We start from the raw sequence: 15154 nt of genomic DNA, 5'->3' as shown, positions 1-15154 counted from the left end.
GGATGGCGAACTTTACAAAAGATGAAATTCTAGCTAAAGCAGCAGATTTAGCGAAAATGATTGCAGAAACAGATGAAGTCGACTTTTTCAAACGCGCAGAAGCTCAAATCAATGAAAATCAAAAAGTACGTGAAATGATTGCGAGCATGAAGAGTCTACAAAAACAAGCAGTTAATTTCCAAAATTACGGCAAAGAAAAAGCTTATCAACAAACACAGAGTAAACTTACCGCACTTGAAACAGAATTGGATGAATTACCAATTGTTCAGGAATTCAAACAGTCACAGGTAGATGTAAACGACTTACTACAGATGGTCGCTTCACAAATATCTAATCGTGTAACAGATATTATTATTGAAACGACTGAAGGCGATCTTTTAAGTGGCGAAACGGGTTCTAAAGTACGCGCAGGCGGTAATAGTTGTTCATAAAAAAAGAAAGAGGATGCCCCAATTAGGGACATCCTCTTTCTTTTTGCGTGATATCACTACTGATTCTTACTAACGCAGACTCCTACAAGCTATGACACATATCCCTATGTGGACGCATAGACTAGTGTAGGTTAAAAATCTAATTACATCCAGTTTCTAAATAAAAATAACTTGCACACTAGACTTTTTACACGCATAGGATGAATGGAAACTGTATGAGGAGGGTTCGCTAGCATGTCACACTATAGAGAGATTATAACCAAAGCGGTGGTTGCGAAAGGACGGAAATTTACCAAGTCCCAACACACCATTTGCCCGGCTCATCATCCCACTAGTATTCTAGGTTGTTGGATCATCAACCATAAGTATGAGGCAGAGAAAGTAGGCAAAAAGGTAGAAATTCGCGGCAGCTACGAGATTAACGTTTGGTATTCTTATAATCATAATACAAAAACCGAAGTCGTCACGGAAAAGGTTACGTATTGTGATGTTATCTCGTTAAAATATCGTGATCCTGATTGTCAAGATGATCATGATGTCATAGCAAAAGCTGTACAACAGCCAAATTGTATTGAAGCCTGCATTTCCCCATGTGGACAAAAAATTATAGTTCATGTGGAACGGGAATTCTTTGTGGAAGTCATTGGAGAAACGAAGGTTTGTGTTGCTGTTAATCCACATGGCTGTGATGATGATGACTGGTATTCAGATTTAGACGATGATTTCGAAGATCTTGATCCAGATTTTCTTGATGAATTTGAAGATGAATAAATCAATCATTCAATAATATAACTTAAGCACTTGCAATAAGACCGGATGTGCAGTCGTTCATCCGGTTTCATTATGGATAAGAATATTACTGATTTTAATAAGTAAATTGAATGATTTGAATCTTTTGATTGACATTTTTCTAAAAGAGTATGCGTGAAACCGGGATAGGCCGTATGTTATAATAAATCAAAACATAGATCTAGCATGAAAGGTTTTGAAACGATGGCAGCAAATACGCCAATGATGCAACAATATTTAAAAATCAAGGCAGAATATCAAGATGCCTTTTTATTTTTTCGTTTAGGCGATTTTTATGAAATGTTTTTTGAGGATGCTGTATCCGCTTCTCAAGAACTTGAAATTACGTTGACAAGTCGCGGTGGTAGTGAAGACCGCATTCCGATGTGTGGAATCCCTTATCACTCTGCAGCTTCATATATAGATGTTTTAATAGAGCGAGGATATAAAGTCGCAATTTGTGAGCAAACCGAAGACCCTAAGCAAGCGAAAGGAGTCGTTCGTCGTGAAGTAGTCCAATTAATAACCCCCGGTACGAAAATGGACGGCAAAGGGATGGATGAAAAAGAAAATAATTACATTGCCTCTATCTCTGATTTTTTTGATGGGACATTTGGATTTGTTTATGCCGATTTAACGACTGGGGAAAGTAAGGTTACCGTTACAGATGGTTCGTTTGATAGCATATTTAATGAATTAGCGATCGTTGGAGCGAGAGAGGTCGTATTAGCAGCTGATTTTCAAGAAGATCGGCAAAAGCAATTGAAGGATCGAGGTGTTTCCGCACTTTCTTTTGAAGATCAAATCGATGTTAGCGATCAGTTTTCAAACTTATTATCAAAGTTACATGATCCAAAGAGTATAAAAACTACTTCCAGACTGATGCATTATATATTTCGGACTCAGAAGAGAAGTTTAGATCATCTGCAAATTGTACAATCCTATGAAATAGATCATTATATGAAATTAGATTATTATTCTAAAATAAATTTAGAACTAACTGAAACCATTCGTGGCAAAGGGAAGAAAGGTTCACTTTTATGGCTGCTTGATGAGACGAAAACGGCAATGGGTGGAAGGATGCTTAAACAATGGATTGATCGTCCTTTAATTGACAAGGGGCAAATTAGTCATAGAAGTAATCTTGTTGAAACACTTATCCGTCATTATTTTGAAAGACAAGACCTTCGCGAGCGTTTAAAAGAAGTATATGATCTGGAAAGATTAGCAGGTCGGGTCGCGTTTGGCAATGTCAATGCAAGAGATTTAATTCAATTAAAGCGCTCGCTTCAACAGCTCCCGAATATACGTGATATTATTGCGAGCATTGAAAATGAAGACATGGCTTCTCTATCTGAAAAAATCGATCCTTGTGAAGAACTGACAGATTTATTGGAAACGTCGCTAGTTGAAAATCCACCACTTTCAATAAAAGAAGGGAATTTCATTCAAGATGGGTTTCACGCGGAACTGGATACATACCGTGATGCTAGTCGGAATGGGAAGACATGGATTGCTACGCTTGAACGAGAAGAACGAGAAAAAACCGGAATTAAATCGTTGAAAATCGGCTATAATCGAGTGTTTGGTTACTATATTGAAGTAACGCGAGCAAATCTTCAGAATCTGGATGATACCCGTTATGAACGGAAACAGACATTATCAAATGCAGAGCGGTTTATCACGCCTGAATTAAAAGAAAAAGAAGCATTAATTCTCCAGGCTGAAGAAAACAGCATTCGTCTTGAATATGATCTGTTTATGGGGATTCGTGAGCGTGTTAAAGAATTTATCCCTCGTTTGCAAGCTCTAGCAAAAACAATCAGTGAGCTAGATGTATTACAAAGCTTTGCGACGATAAGTGAAGAACGACATTATGTAAAACCTGTATTTTCAGAAGAAAGAAAGATTGTATTGCAGAATGGTCGACATCCAGTCGTTGAGAAAGTATTGCAATCACAGGAGTATGTACCTAACGACTGTTATATGGACACTGAACGAGAAGTTTTGCTTATTACAGGTCCGAATATGTCGGGGAAAAGTACGTATATGCGCCAAATTGCCTTAACGTCTATTATGGCGCAAATCGGTTGTTATGTTCCGGCAGAAGAAGCGATATTACCGATATTTGATAAGGTGTTTACCCGAATTGGCGCAGCGGATGATTTAATTTCTGGGCAAAGTACTTTTATGGTTGAAATGTTAGAAGCAAGAAATGCCATTACAAATGCTACTGCTAATAGCTTAATATTATTTGATGAAATTGGCCGTGGTACAAGCACATATGATGGTATGGCTCTTGCTCAAGCAATCATAGAATATATTCATGGAGAAATAGGGGCGAAGACACTGTTTTCAACTCACTATCATGAACTTACCGTTTTAGATGAAGAACTACCTAAGTTGAAAAATGTACATGTAAGTGCTATTGAGCAAAATGGCCATGTCGTATTTCTGCATAAAATAAAAGAAGGTCCGGCAGATAAAAGTTACGGAATCCATGTTGCAAAGCTTGCACAGCTGCCGGAAGCGCTAATCAACCGTGCAAACATCATTCTTGCACAGCTTGAACAAGGAAATACATTAGCTGTCCCGCAAGCAGCTAGCTCTGAGATTGTTTATGAAGCAAACATTCAACATAAACAAGAAGAAGAAAAGGAAGCGCAATTATCATTTTTTGAACAGGCGCTGCCTTCAGAGGGAAAAGTCACTTCTTCAAAAGAAAATAAAGTTCTTGAGGATTTAAAAAAGCTAGAAATATTAGACATGACACCACTTGATGCATTAAATATGCTTTATAAACTGCAAAAAAAACTAAAATAATTGTGAGGCGATAATTTGGCAAAAATTGTCCAACTCGATGAAGCGTTATCGAATAAAATCGCCGCTGGCGAAGTAGTTGAACGACCTGCATCAGTTGTGAAAGAGCTTGTGGAAAATGCGATTGATGCAAACAGCTCAATCATTGAAATTGAGATTGAAGAGGCAGGATTATCCTCGATTCGAATTATCGACAATGGGGATGGGATTCTTCCAGAAGATGTAAAAACAGCATTTCAACGTCACGCGACTAGTAAAATTAAAGATGAAAATGACTTATTCAGGATTCGTACATTGGGTTTTCGTGGTGAGGCACTCCCAAGTATCGCATCTGTTTCAAAATTTGAAATGAAAACAAGTACAGGAGAAGGTCCGGGAACAAAGATTGTACTTGAAGGAGGACTTATTAAAGAGTTTTCTGCCTATTCTAGTAGAAAAGGCACGGATCTACTCGTTGCTGATTTGTTTTATAATACACCTGCACGATTGAAGTATATGAAAACAATCCATACAGAGTTAGGCAATATTACAGATGTCGTCAACCGACTGGCTCTTTCCAATCCAGAAGTCTCGTTTCGGCTTACTCATAATGGCAAACGTCTGCTCCATACAAATGGTAATGGCGATGTTCGCCAAGTACTTGCTGCCATTTATGGAATTAATATTGCGAAGAAGATGATCCCAATCACTGGCGAATCATTAGACTTCACAATACAAGGCTATATTGCTTTACCGGAGATTACCCGTGCATCTAGAAATTATATCTCAACGATGATAAATGGGAGATTTATTAAAAATTATCCATTGGCAAAAGCAATCTCGGAAGGCTTTCACACGCTACTCCCAATTGGAAGATACCCTATAGTTCTTCTATCTATTCAAATGGATCCAATATTGGTAGATGTCAATGTACATCCTGCAAAAATGGAAGTAAGATTGAGTAAAGAACAAGAGTTGAACGAGCTTGTCACAGAAACGATAAAATCCGCCTTTAAAGAACGAGCATTAATTCCAAGTGGATTTGCCCCTGTAAAAAAAGAACAAGCAATAAGTGAACAAACTACACTTGATCTTGGCCATATCGTTCAAAAGGGAAATGAAGAACTAGAAAATGCTCAAAAAAAACCATCCATTTTGAAAGATTTCTTAAAGATTGAAGGAGAAGATGATCAAAACAATCGTCAGCCGTTTACTTCGAATGAGTCTGGTTTGCCGTGTGACGAAGGATATCCTGACAAAATCCAGGAAGAACATAGAGTTTTTCAATCAGCTCCTGAAAAAAATGAAGGAAATTATAATCAAGTAATTGAGGAATCAACTACTGAATTTCAGAATGAAGTAAATATGGCAGAATTATATACGGAAGAAGCAGAAATCATCGCGAAGGATGTGCCAAGAGTTCCTGTTCTTTATCCGATAGGTCAAATGCATGGAACGTATATCTTTGCTCAAAATGAAAATGGACTGTATATCATTGATCAGCACGCAGCTCAAGAACGAATTAAGTATGAGTATTTCTCAGAAAAAGTAGGTCGTGTTGAAAATGAACTGCAGGAATTGCTCGTCCCTATAACGTTGGAATTTTCTAATGACGAGTGCATTCGCATTAATGAGAATATGGGGGAATTAGAAAAGGTTGGCATCTTCTTAGAAGAATTCGGCTATAATTCCTTTATCGTACGAGCCCATCCGCAATGGTTCCCTAGAGGAATTGAACAGGAAATCATTGAAGAAATGATTGAACAACTCTTATCCATGAAAAAAGTTGATATAAGGAAACTTCGTGAAGAAGCAGCTATCCTAATGAGTTGTAAAGCTTCGATTAAAGCTAATCGCCATCTTCGCAATGATGAAATCCAAGCACTATTGGATGAACTGCGACAATCATCTGATCCTTTTACATGCCCGCATGGGAGGCCGATCATTATTCATTACTCCAGCTACGACATGGAGAAGATGTTTAAACGCGTGATGTAGTAAGGTTTAGAGGTGTTTAGCAAATGGTCTGCCCACCATTTGCCCACTTAATTATTTAAATACGCTTCTAGCTTCATCACATTTTCATTCTCATACTTCTTGGTGATGTGTATATAAACATCCGCGGTCATATTGACTGTAGCATGTCCTAAACGGGTGCTAACGAATTTTATATCTGCGCCACTTTCCAATAGCATGATTGCATGGGTGTGCCTTAATCCATGTGGGGTGATGTGGTGCAGATCAGTTTTTGCTATGATAGTATCTATTGCTTTATTAACTCCGTATTCCCCCATCTCTTTTCCATCCGGACGCAAAACAAGATAGTCTGAATTTTTGTACTCCGAACCATATTTGATTTTATTCTTCTTTTGCCACAACTTATATTTTTTTAATTCCTCTATTAAAGTATTATCTACACTGATTGTTCGATAGCTAGATTTCGTTTTAGGTTTTTTCACACCTAAATCGCTTCTTGTTTTGGTAACTGAGATTGTTTTTTGTTCCCAATCGACATCACCCCAATTTAGTGCTAACATTTCACCTTTCCTCATACCTGTTCTTAGTAGTAAAATAGCTATCATATAGTGATGGAAAGCTGATTTTTTTGCCGCTTCAATAAAGATATTTACTTCCTCTTTTGAGTAAAAATTTAATTTATCGTCTTCTGAATTTTCATCAACTTTAATTTTGATACCTTGATATTTATTGTGCGAGAGCATCTCTAACTCAACAGCTTTATTAATTGCTGAACAAAATATTGAATGGATAGTTTGTATAGTCCTTCTTTTATAACCTTTAGTAATAAGAGTATTAATGAATTTTTGATATTCAATCTTAGTCAATTGATTCAATTTATAATTACCAATACTGGGTATGATTTGTTTATTAAGATACCTTTTTCTTGTTTTCAATGTACTTTTTTCGCATATGCTTCCGTAAATTTCAAGCCATTCATTTAACCAATCTTTCACAACTACTTCTTTACTTTGGATGATAGTATGTTGTTTCAAGTAAAACATCTTTTCAATTTCAGCAGCTTCTATTTGAGCTTCTTTTTTAGTTTTAAACCCACCCTTCGTTTTTTCTTTCTTTTTATTAGTAACAGGGTCATTATACTTAATCCTATACTCCCAAGTACTTCCTCGTTTTCTGAAACTAGCCATAGTAAAAAACTCCTTTAAAATAATTTAAAAATAGAACATTTGTTCTAGAAATATGATACAATAAAAAACAAAATAATACAAAATATACAAATTGATGGCATTTGAAAAACTATTTTTGTGGTAAATTGTGTATAAAGTTAACTTAAACGATGACTTTTGGCGATGAGCAGACAAAACTTGTCCACCCTTAGCCTACTCCTTAATTTCATAAAGATCTTCCATTTGACAGTCTAATACTTTCGAAATATTCAAAGCGGTTTGATATGACATAACCTGTGAATTATGAACATACTTTGATATAGTTTGTTTCGTTACACCGATACGATCGGCTAATTCCTGCTGTGTCATTCGGTTTCTTGTCAAATGGTAGCGGAGTAGGCACTTACCGACTCTGTAAGCCACCGTTACCATTCCTTTAGGAGTTGATGAAAATGAGCAAAGAAGAAATTGACATCTCCGAAATTATTTTAATTTTTCTCAATGAAACTAAAAGGGATGAGAAGAAAAGTCTTATTCCATTGAACGTAGAGAACGCAAGTAAGCAATAATACCTTTTAATTCCCTTTCGCTAAGCTCTTTTCCGTCTAGCGTGATATTGTATTTTTCTTGTAGTTCGCTGACGGATAAGAGGTTCATTTCTGTGATGAATTTTTCATTTTTTCTTGTATACAAATTTTCAAGATCGAAATCATCTTGTTTTTGAAAAAAGAACCCTTCCTCAACACCATAAAATTCTGCAGCTTTCATTATCAGCTCAATACTTGGTTTACTTTTGTTGTTTTCTACTCTTGAAAGAAAACCAGGACTAATCTCTAAGGCCGCGGCTGCATCTTTTTGCTCAATACCTTTTCGGGTCCTCGCTTGTAAAAAATTCTTTCCAAAATCCACACAGAACACCACCTTCATAGATTAATTTACTATATATAAATAGGTTCTTCAATTCACGAAAATTTACTTATAGGTTAATTAGTGGAAAAAAAATAAAAGAAAATTAAATAAACGATTGACTATATGGAAATTAAATAATATTATTAACCTATAAGTTAATCGGAAACGCGGTAATAAAAGGAAATATTTTTTTAATCTTGAATTAACCTATAGGTTAATCAGGAGGTGGATTGGATGGAAAATAATTTAGAACTACCACATATTTTAAAAGCCAAAGATGTTCAGACGTACCTACGTATCAGTAAAGGGAAAGTATACGAGTTATTCAAAAATGAGGATTTCCCAGCAGTAAAGTTTGATGGAAGTTTGCGTGTTTTCAAAGAAGATTTTTTAAATTGGGTTGAACAACAACGACAGAAGGTGAATTAATTTGCTGAATATCCAGATTGACGAACGCGAAGTAAAACAATTGTATCTGGAGAAGTTGGAAGAACGCATCAAGGAAATTGATATCGAAATGGTTTTCTGGGATGCCAATGAATTGAAAAGAAGGACTTGTATGTCATGGAACACAATACAGGAAAAGTTCTTTTTTGATACTCGCTTTCCTAAACACAAAATCGGTGGCAAATGGTACTTTCCAGCTGATAGAACTAAAAAGTTCTTATTAGATTGGCTAGATGAAAACTAAAAATCTAAGGGGGAGTTCACATGAACAACGAACAAAAATTAGAAATTGTCAGTAAAGCCTTGGGAAATGGAGCAGAAGTTTCATTATCTTTCCATCACATAATCGGAATAGATAAAGCGGAAAAACTTGTTACTGACTTAGTTCCTGCTAATTTAATTGAACATTATGAAAATGATGGATCAAAATGGTTTTCTTATAGATGCCGTGAATCAGATATTGCAATCACTGCTTTCTACGATAATTCTCTCGAAGAACGTAGATTGTACGAAATGCGTGAGTTTGAAAAGTTCATGGATGATGATGTTCGTTTGGATGGTATGGCTGATGCCTGAGTCAATTTTCTTCTATCTCTGCGACTGTCACGATGCTGGATACATGCCAAGTGTTGAAACACTGACTGAAAAATTCACTCATTTGGAGCAAGATGAAATAGAGGAGTATAAGGCGCGTTTTATTGCAATACACGAAATGGATGGAATTGTTGATGAAGACGAAAAAGGCATAGAGACTGCCATCTCTAATGCCCATTGAAAAATAATCTGCCGTAATTAAAACACAGGAGGTTTTAATAATGAATAGCTTACAAGCTCAATTTGAAGGTCAGCCGAGTATGAGTGTTAACGCTCAAGCTGCACAAAGTCGCGAAATGGCTGAGGTTCAGTCACAAATATTCTTAGCAAAGCAATTTCCGAGAAACGAATATCAATCTGAATTAAAAATGCTTAATGCTTGTAAACGTAAATCTTTAGCTGAAACAGCACTTTACCAATACCCAAGAGGTAGCACAACGGTAACAGGTCCGTCTATTCGTTTAGCTGAAGCAATCGCTCAGTATTGGGGGAACATTAATTTCGGTATCAAGGAGCTTGAACAAAAGAACGGTGAATCTACTGTAGTTGCCTATGCATGGGATATGGAATCAAATACTCGACAAGAAAAGATATTCCAAGTGAAGCATGAGCGTTATGCAAAAGGAAGGATGAACAAACTTACTGATCCGAGAGATATTTATGAATTGGTTGCGAATAACGGGGCAAGGCGGTTACGTGCTTGTATCCTAGGAATCATTCCTGGAGATATCATCGATAATGCAGTTGGTCAATGTCAGCAGACTTTGCAGGATAGTTATAGCGAACCTCTAAAAGATCGTTTGATTAAAGTTCTTAGATGGTTCCAGACTCAATATGGAATTACTCAAGAGATGGTTGAAGCGAAGTTGGGGCATAATCTTGAATCTTTTACTGAACAAGATTTCTTAACTCTTAGTGGTATTAATCAGTCGCTTAAAGACGGAATGGCGAAGCGTGAAGACTTTTTTAATATGAATGATGCTAAGAAAGAGGAAAAGCCTAAAACGTCCCTAGAACAACAATTTAAGGAAGGTGAACAAGATGGAAATCAACAAGGATAATTATTATTCAAAAGAGATTGATCGTCATTATTTCTCTGTATCTCAGTATAAAAGCTTTTTGAAATGTGAAGCTGCCACAATGGCGAAGCTTAACAGGGATTATGAAGAACCGAAAAGTGATGCTTTGCTCTTCGGTTCCTATGTTCACTCATGGTTGGATGATACTCAGGATCAATTCAAGGAAGAGAATCCCATTTTATTTAGCACTCGTGGTGCGACTAAAGGTCAAATGAAAGCTGAATACAAATTAGCTGATGAAATGATTAAGGTACTGAAATTAGATCCATTCGTCATGATGGCACTGCAAGGTGAAAAAGAGATAATCATGACAGGTGATTTATTCGGGGCTCCTTGGAAAATTCGTATGGATGTTTACAATCCACGAAATGGTCGTTTTGCTGATTTAAAGACCGTTAAAGGCATCTATGAAAAGTATTGGCGTGAAGATATTGGGTACTGTTCTTTCGTTGAAGCATACGGCTATATTACACAAATGGCAGTATATACGGAGATAGAAAGCCAAAACCGCGGTGGTGACTGGTTAGAAAATTTCATTGTTGCTGTATCTAAGCAAGATCCACCTGATAAAGCTGTCATAACCGTTGACCATACTAGCCTAAATATTGAACTAGAAGATGTGCAAAAAAACATGGAGCGATTTATTGCTGTTAAATCTGGTGTTGAAAAGCCTGACAGCTGCGGAACTTGTCATTATTGCCGTAGAAATAAAATGCTGAACACTGTCCTGGATTATCGAGAATTAATCGGATAAGGAGAGATCATCATGAGGTACACCATAACCGATATTCAAACTCACTTTGAAAATCAGTACAAACGTAACTCTGTCGATGAACAATCTTCAAAGGAGGAAGTTTAAATGAGCACAATCGTCTTGTTCGGTGTAATTTTTTTCTCATTCTTTGGTGGATATTATACTCGTGTGGTTATTAAAAACAAATGAAACCTATCATAAATAAAGTTGATATGAAATTTATTTCAAGCGGGCAACAAAGGAAAATTTGTGAATGTAAACCCCTATGTACAAAAGCCATCACTCTATCCACCTATAACGATGGCTTTATGATGTGCTGGAACGATGCAAGGAAAACACTATATGAAATGATCGGCACGCTTGATGAAGATACCAGGACCACTTGGACGAAAGCGGATGAGCAATTTGTTATTAATCATTACGCTAATGGTTCCTATTACGGAATCAATACGGAAATAGCTGACCAACTAGGCAAAACTTACACTCAAGTTAAAAGTAAGGTCCGGCAATTGCAGAAGAAGGGTCTAATATTGTCTCAAATACAGCTTTCGAACGGTTCAAAACAACTCGTTGAATAATTCGCAACATCCCTGTGAACTACTCGGAAGTTCCGAAGTGCTCGAAACGTTGTAATAGATAGTAGACACAAACTATGAATTAAACACAAGAGTGAATCAGTATAAATTTTTTCGTTTTTCTTTTACCCATTCATAAATTTCAAAACCGAAAGAAATAACAACATATAGTGGTAATAATAGAAAAACGTATCTGCTTTCTGGCGCAAGAAAAGCTACTGGAAGACCGATTATTAAAATTGTGATGAGAAGAATTTTTTGTTTCATAACCATTTAATACACTTCCTTTAATAGTGCTCTGTTAATTATAACTTATTGTTTCAGAATCGTAACCTACTTTTAGTGAGTAGCTAATTACCTGCTTATAATTGTCGCAGTTCGAATAAACTGTGCGACATTGATTGCTCACGCCTATTATATAGTAGGACACGAAAAATTATTGGTTTTGAAGAAAAGGGAGGATGTCAAATGAAGGCATTGGTTTTTGTGAAAAATGGGCATGCGGTTACAGATAGTTTGAAAGTGGCTGAAAGTTTCGGCAAGGAACACCGAAGAGTTCTCCAGGACATTAGAGATTTAGATTGCAGCGATAAATTTAGAGAGCACAATTTCGTGCAGTCCTCTTACATCAATAACCAAAACAAAGATATGCCATTAATCGTTATGAATCGAAAAGGTTTTACACTTCTTGCCTTTTCTTACACTGGAAAAGAAGCAACAAAATTCAAGGAGTCCTACATTGAACAATTCGAAGTGATGGAGGAAGAGTTAAGGAAACCAAAAACGCTGACAGAAAGAGAACAATTAGTCGCTTCTATGAAACTATCCATCGAAATGTCGGAAGAAGTCGGGGTGTTAAAAGGAGAGGTCGCCGAGATAAAAGACACATTAAAAAACAAAATGACCATAGATCACGCCAAACAAAGCGTACTACAGTCACAAATTAATTTTCGTATCGCTAAATTGTGGGATCTCGAAGAAACTAGACAGAATTTTTCGAAACGTAAGCTTTACTCTAAGCTTCATTCTAACTTGCATAGAGCGTTTATGGTCACTAGCTACAAAGATGTAAAAGATTCAGAGTTTGATGAAGCGTTAGCGTGGGTTCAATCATGGAGACCTTTAATATAAAAAATCCATTGCGCCAACAATGGACTCAAGAAAAAACATTCATATACCTATTATACACGACTGGACAAGTTTTATGCCAAGGAAGTGAAAAAAGTGTCAGATGTGAAGTGGATCAAGTTAAGCACTAACATGTTTGAAGATGAAAAAATCCGTTTGATTGAGTCTATGCCTGAGGCTGACACAATCTTAATCATATGGGTGAAGCTTCTTGCGCAAGCAGGTAAGACAAATGCGTCTGGTTTTATTTATCTCAATGAGAACATTCCGTACTCAGATGAGATGATTGCGACTATCTTTAATCGTCCTATTGCGACAGTGAGATTAGCATTAAAGACACTCGAAACGTTCGGAATGATAGAAATTTTGGACAATGATTTTATCAGTATTTGCAATTGGGAGAAGCATCAAAACCTTGCGGGGCTTGACAAAATTAGAGAGCAGACAAGAAAAAGAGTTGCTCGTCATCGTGAATCTCAAAGTATCTCAAATGTAACGTTACAAGTAACGCATCGAAACGCAACAGATATAGATAAAGAATTAGATATAGATAAAGATAAAAAGAATAACCCTTACTCAAACGAGTTTGAGCAATTCTGGTCTATCTATCCTAGGAAGGTTGATAAGAAAAAGGCTGCTAAATCATTCGAGACAGCACTTAAAAACCATTCTTTAGATACTATATTAGCTGGTACCGGAAAATATGCACAGCAAGTCCAAAAGACGGACAAGCAATATATCAAGCATCCTACGACATTCCTAAACAACGATTCTTTCATAGACGGATATGAAGAAGGGGGCGGACAAATTGAAAAGCCTGAAAGCTACATTGACAACCTTTTCTAAAATCCAAGTAATCGGACAAAGAATCTGTGAAACTTGCGGTTCTTCTGTTCCAATCGTAAAAGACCATAAAGGCGAGGAAATAAGTGATTGCCTTGCATGCGAGAATAAAGCCTTAGAGAGGGAAATGACGGACTATAAAGTGCAGATGGATAATCAGAGGGATGAACAAATAACAGCCCAATTTGAGCGTTATAGTCTCATTCCTGACGATTTGCAGACAGCCACCTTCGAGAACTACATACCAGATCATGACAGCAAGAAGGATGCGTTAAAAAAGTGCCAATGGTTCGCTGAGAATTTCGACAATCTAACTGGATTTCATTCACTGTTGCTAAAAGGTGGTTATGGGTTAGGTAAATCTCATTTGTCCCATTCCATCACAAAATATCTAAAAGAGCAGGGGAAGAAAGTTATATTCATTGACACGCCTTCCTTGTTGAGGATGATACGGCAATCGTTTAATGACCATAGTTTTTCAGAATCAGAAATTTATAGATTGTGTGCAGAAGCCGACCTTCTTGTTTTGGATGATATAGGCGCTGAATACGTGAAGCAGGAAAACGGAAAAGAAAGCTGGGCATCGGAAGTCCTGTTCCAAATCATTACTTCACGTATGGACAAGCCTAAAGTATTTACCACGAATCTTTCATCCAAGGAACTATCGAATAAATATGGTGTGCACGGAGGACGTATTGTAAGCCGTATGATGAAGGGTACCCGATTAGTCGAAATGGAAGGGAAAGACTACCGTACACAAGCTTGGTAATTTAAAAAAGGAGTGGGTAATATGCAACCCGATAAAATAGATCTACCTTACTTTTATCAGTCTCCTAGGACCTACACAAGCGGAAATGATTTGAAGGAAATGTTGTTAGCCACAGTTGAATTGACGTTGATATTGGGGCAAAAGGAATGGTTTATGGAAGTGACAGATCGGTTGAAAATTATAGGGTGAGGTGTGATATGAAGGGGATTGAGAACCCATTCCCAGGAGCGTGGCTATTCAATAGCTACCCTTCTGGATACTGGGAAGCCATCGGCAGACGTGATGCGGAAAAATTTTTACAGGAAGTGAGGGAGAAACGTGAATGCAACAACAGCAAACAAGGTGTTCACTCCTGAGTTCGATAAAGAAAAAGTAGCTGAAGAAAATATCAGGTTGGTTTATAAAGTGGTATGGAAATTCAGAAACATGCCTTTTGATTATGACGATATTTTAAGCGCTGGCATGTTTGGATTTAATAATGCACTAAATTCCTATGATCCGAATGAAAATGTGAAGTTTTCTACATTCGCCTATACATGTATCAAAAACGAAATTTATTTATTTATGAACGAACAAAGATGGGACAAGCGAAAAGCAAATATCTCTGCTATCAGCATAGATGAAAAAGTTGATTCTGATGGCAAAGATGAGTTAACCATCAAAAACCTTTTACAAAACCCTGAATCGGAGTATGACTGGCAAGATATTAACGAAGCTGTTGAAACAGTTGTTCGGAAATTAACAGTTAAACAGAGAACTATATTTTTGAAGTTTTTGGAGGATAAGAGACAGCTAGATATCGCTAAGGAAATTGGTAGAACTAAACAAACTGTTTCGCTAGTAGTAAGAGATACGTTGGAAAAGATCAGGGTGGAATATTGGAGAGGGATGTGA

General features: G+C 36.8%; 21 protein-coding genes. 17 read left to right on the top strand and 4 right to left on the bottom strand.

The window, feature by feature from the left end; translation table 11 throughout:
* The first annotated feature begins 2 nt into the window (after nt 1-2).
* The 4 genes from V179_RS0118485 (at nt 3) to mutL (ending at nt 6017) form a co-directional block, all read left to right on the top strand.
* Nucleotides 3-431, top strand: coding sequence for a RicAFT regulatory complex protein RicA family protein (locus V179_RS0118485; protein WP_028392763.1), 429 nt, complete (start codon nt 3-5; stop codon nt 429-431).
* Nucleotides 432-665: 234 nt separating this feature from the next.
* Nucleotides 666-1202, top strand: coding sequence for an outer spore coat protein CotE (locus tag V179_RS0118480; RefSeq protein ID WP_028392762.1), 537 nt, complete (start codon nt 666-668; stop codon nt 1200-1202).
* A gap of 222 nt (nt 1203-1424) precedes the next feature.
* Nucleotides 1425-4043 (top strand): DNA mismatch repair protein MutS, encoded by a 2619-nt coding sequence (gene mutS, locus V179_RS0118475; protein WP_028392761.1) that lies wholly within the window; start codon nt 1425-1427, stop codon nt 4041-4043.
* A gap of 15 nt (nt 4044-4058) precedes the next feature.
* Nucleotides 4059-6017 (top strand): DNA mismatch repair endonuclease MutL, encoded by a 1959-nt coding sequence (gene mutL / locus V179_RS0118470; protein ID WP_028392760.1) that lies wholly within the window; start codon nt 4059-4061, stop codon nt 6015-6017.
* A 47-nt stretch (nt 6018-6064) separates the two neighbouring features.
* Here mutL and V179_RS0118465 read toward each other — a convergent pair whose 3' ends face one another.
* From V179_RS0118465 to V179_RS0118455, 3 genes are all read right to left on the bottom strand, one after another.
* Nucleotides 6065-7183, bottom strand: a complete 1119-nt coding sequence (locus V179_RS0118465; protein ID WP_028392759.1) for a tyrosine-type recombinase/integrase — start codon at nt 7181-7183, stop codon at nt 6065-6067.
* Between the two features lie 192 nt (nt 7184-7375).
* Entirely contained in the window at nt 7376-7585 is a 210-nt protein-coding gene (locus V179_RS0118460) for a helix-turn-helix transcriptional regulator (RefSeq protein WP_028392758.1), read from the bottom strand.
* Nucleotides 7586-7693: 108 nt separating this feature from the next.
* Nucleotides 7694-8071 carry a helix-turn-helix domain-containing protein gene (locus V179_RS0118455; RefSeq protein WP_028392757.1) on the bottom strand — a complete coding sequence of 126 codons (378 nt, stop codon included), beginning with the start codon at nt 8069-8071 and terminating at the stop codon, nt 7694-7696.
* A 234-nt stretch (nt 8072-8305) separates the two neighbouring features.
* Between V179_RS0118455 and V179_RS0118450 the strand changes: the two genes are divergently transcribed.
* From V179_RS0118450 to V179_RS0118410, 7 genes are all read left to right on the top strand, one after another.
* On the top strand, nt 8306-8500 hold the full coding sequence (locus tag V179_RS0118450) for a helix-turn-helix domain-containing protein (protein WP_028392756.1): 195 nt from the start codon (nt 8306-8308) through the stop codon (nt 8498-8500).
* 1 nt (nt 8501) lies between these two features.
* On the top strand, nt 8502-8762 hold the full coding sequence (locus tag V179_RS0118445) for a hypothetical protein (RefSeq protein ID WP_028392755.1): 261 nt from the start codon (nt 8502-8504) through the stop codon (nt 8760-8762).
* A 20-nt stretch (nt 8763-8782) separates the two neighbouring features.
* A complete protein-coding gene (locus tag V179_RS0118440) occupies nt 8783-9094 on the top strand; it encodes a hypothetical protein (protein ID WP_028392754.1) in 312 nt (103 codons plus the stop codon).
* Nucleotides 9095-9137: 43 nt separating this feature from the next.
* Complete coding sequence (locus V179_RS0118435; protein ID WP_235179162.1) at nt 9138-9293, top strand: hypothetical protein; 156 nt, start codon at nt 9138-9140, stop codon at nt 9291-9293.
* A gap of 40 nt (nt 9294-9333) precedes the next feature.
* A complete protein-coding gene (locus V179_RS28340) occupies nt 9334-10173 on the top strand; it encodes a hypothetical protein (RefSeq protein WP_034301997.1) in 840 nt (279 codons plus the stop codon).
* Nucleotides 10154-10945 carry a PD-(D/E)XK nuclease-like domain-containing protein gene (locus V179_RS0118425; RefSeq protein ID WP_084552437.1) on the top strand — a complete coding sequence of 264 codons (792 nt, stop codon included), beginning with the start codon at nt 10154-10156 and terminating at the stop codon, nt 10943-10945. The genes V179_RS28340 and V179_RS0118425 overlap by 20 nt, the downstream gene beginning before the upstream one ends.
* Nucleotides 10946-11253: 308 nt before the next feature.
* On the top strand, nt 11254-11523 hold the full coding sequence (locus V179_RS0118410) for a hypothetical protein (RefSeq protein WP_152534786.1): 270 nt from the start codon (nt 11254-11256) through the stop codon (nt 11521-11523).
* Nucleotides 11524-11619: 96 nt separating this feature from the next.
* Here V179_RS0118410 and V179_RS31115 read toward each other — a convergent pair whose 3' ends face one another.
* Nucleotides 11620-11793, bottom strand: coding sequence for a hypothetical protein (locus tag V179_RS31115; protein ID WP_154664019.1), 174 nt, complete (start codon nt 11791-11793; stop codon nt 11620-11622).
* A gap of 195 nt (nt 11794-11988) precedes the next feature.
* Here V179_RS31115 and V179_RS0118400 point away from each other — a divergent pair, with 195 nt between their 5' ends.
* The 6 genes from V179_RS0118400 to V179_RS0118380 all read left to right on the top strand — a co-directional run bounded on the left by V179_RS0118400 (nt 11989) and on the right by V179_RS0118380 (nt 15154).
* A complete protein-coding gene (locus tag V179_RS0118400) occupies nt 11989-12651 on the top strand; it encodes a Rha family transcriptional regulator (RefSeq protein WP_028392750.1) in 663 nt (220 codons plus the stop codon).
* A gap of 93 nt (nt 12652-12744) precedes the next feature.
* Nucleotides 12745-13494 (top strand): phage replisome organizer N-terminal domain-containing protein, encoded by a 750-nt coding sequence (locus tag V179_RS0118395; RefSeq protein ID WP_028392749.1) that lies wholly within the window; start codon nt 12745-12747, stop codon nt 13492-13494.
* Nucleotides 13457-14260: an ATP-binding protein gene (locus V179_RS28335; protein WP_051405045.1), complete on the top strand. Its 804-nt coding sequence runs from the start codon at nt 13457-13459 to the stop codon at nt 14258-14260. The genes V179_RS0118395 and V179_RS28335 overlap by 38 nt, the downstream gene beginning before the upstream one ends.
* Before the next feature lie 21 nt (nt 14261-14281).
* Complete coding sequence (locus V179_RS31110) at nt 14282-14449, top strand: hypothetical protein (protein ID WP_154664018.1); 168 nt, start codon at nt 14282-14284, stop codon at nt 14447-14449.
* 8 nt (nt 14450-14457) lie between these two features.
* Nucleotides 14458-14616, top strand: a complete 159-nt coding sequence (locus V179_RS31195; protein ID WP_161632354.1) for a hypothetical protein — start codon at nt 14458-14460, stop codon at nt 14614-14616.
* Complete coding sequence (locus V179_RS0118380; RefSeq protein ID WP_028392748.1) at nt 14579-15154, top strand: sigma-70 family RNA polymerase sigma factor; 576 nt, start codon at nt 14579-14581, stop codon at nt 15152-15154. The genes V179_RS31195 and V179_RS0118380 overlap by 38 nt, the downstream gene beginning before the upstream one ends.

Source organism: Bacillus cihuensis (assembly GCF_000504145.1).
Taxonomy (GTDB): Bacteria; Bacillota; Bacilli; order Bacillales; family DSM-1321; genus Peribacillus; species Peribacillus huizhouensis.
This window is presented reverse-complemented; position numbering and strand designations above follow the sequence as displayed.

Bases quoted from the DNA above. Each gene is read 5' to 3' on its own strand.
- V179_RS28340 (WP_034301997.1), top strand. From the start codon at position 9,334: ATGAATAGCTTACAAGCTCAATTTGAAGGTCAGCCGAGTATGAGTGTT.
- V179_RS31195 (WP_161632354.1), top strand. From the start codon at position 14,458: ATGAAGGGGATTGAGAACCCATTCCCAGGAGCGTGGCTATTCAATAGC.
- V179_RS0118465 (WP_028392759.1), bottom strand. From the start codon at position 7,183: ATGGCTAGTTTCAGAAAACGAGGAAGTACTTGGGAGTATAGGATTAAG.
- V179_RS0118425 (WP_084552437.1), top strand. From the start codon at position 10,154: ATGGAAATCAACAAGGATAATTATTATTCAAAAGAGATTGATCGTCAT.
- V179_RS0118480 (WP_028392762.1), top strand. From the start codon at position 666: ATGTCACACTATAGAGAGATTATAACCAAAGCGGTGGTTGCGAAAGGA.
- V179_RS0118435 (WP_235179162.1), top strand. From the start codon at position 9,138: ATGCCAAGTGTTGAAACACTGACTGAAAAATTCACTCATTTGGAGCAA.
- V179_RS0118410 (WP_152534786.1), top strand. From the start codon at position 11,254: ATGATGTGCTGGAACGATGCAAGGAAAACACTATATGAAATGATCGGC.
- V179_RS0118400 (WP_028392750.1), top strand. From the start codon at position 11,989: ATGAAGGCATTGGTTTTTGTGAAAAATGGGCATGCGGTTACAGATAGT.
- V179_RS0118485 (WP_028392763.1), top strand. From the start codon at position 3: ATGGCGAACTTTACAAAAGATGAAATTCTAGCTAAAGCAGCAGATTTA.
- mutS (WP_028392761.1), top strand. From the start codon at position 1,425: ATGGCAGCAAATACGCCAATGATGCAACAATATTTAAAAATCAAGGCA.
- V179_RS31110 (WP_154664018.1), top strand. From the start codon at position 14,282: ATGCAACCCGATAAAATAGATCTACCTTACTTTTATCAGTCTCCTAGG.
- V179_RS0118440 (WP_028392754.1), top strand. From the start codon at position 8,783: ATGAACAACGAACAAAAATTAGAAATTGTCAGTAAAGCCTTGGGAAAT.
- V179_RS0118450 (WP_028392756.1), top strand. From the start codon at position 8,306: ATGGAAAATAATTTAGAACTACCACATATTTTAAAAGCCAAAGATGTT.
- V179_RS31115 (WP_154664019.1), bottom strand. From the start codon at position 11,793: ATGGTTATGAAACAAAAAATTCTTCTCATCACAATTTTAATAATCGGT.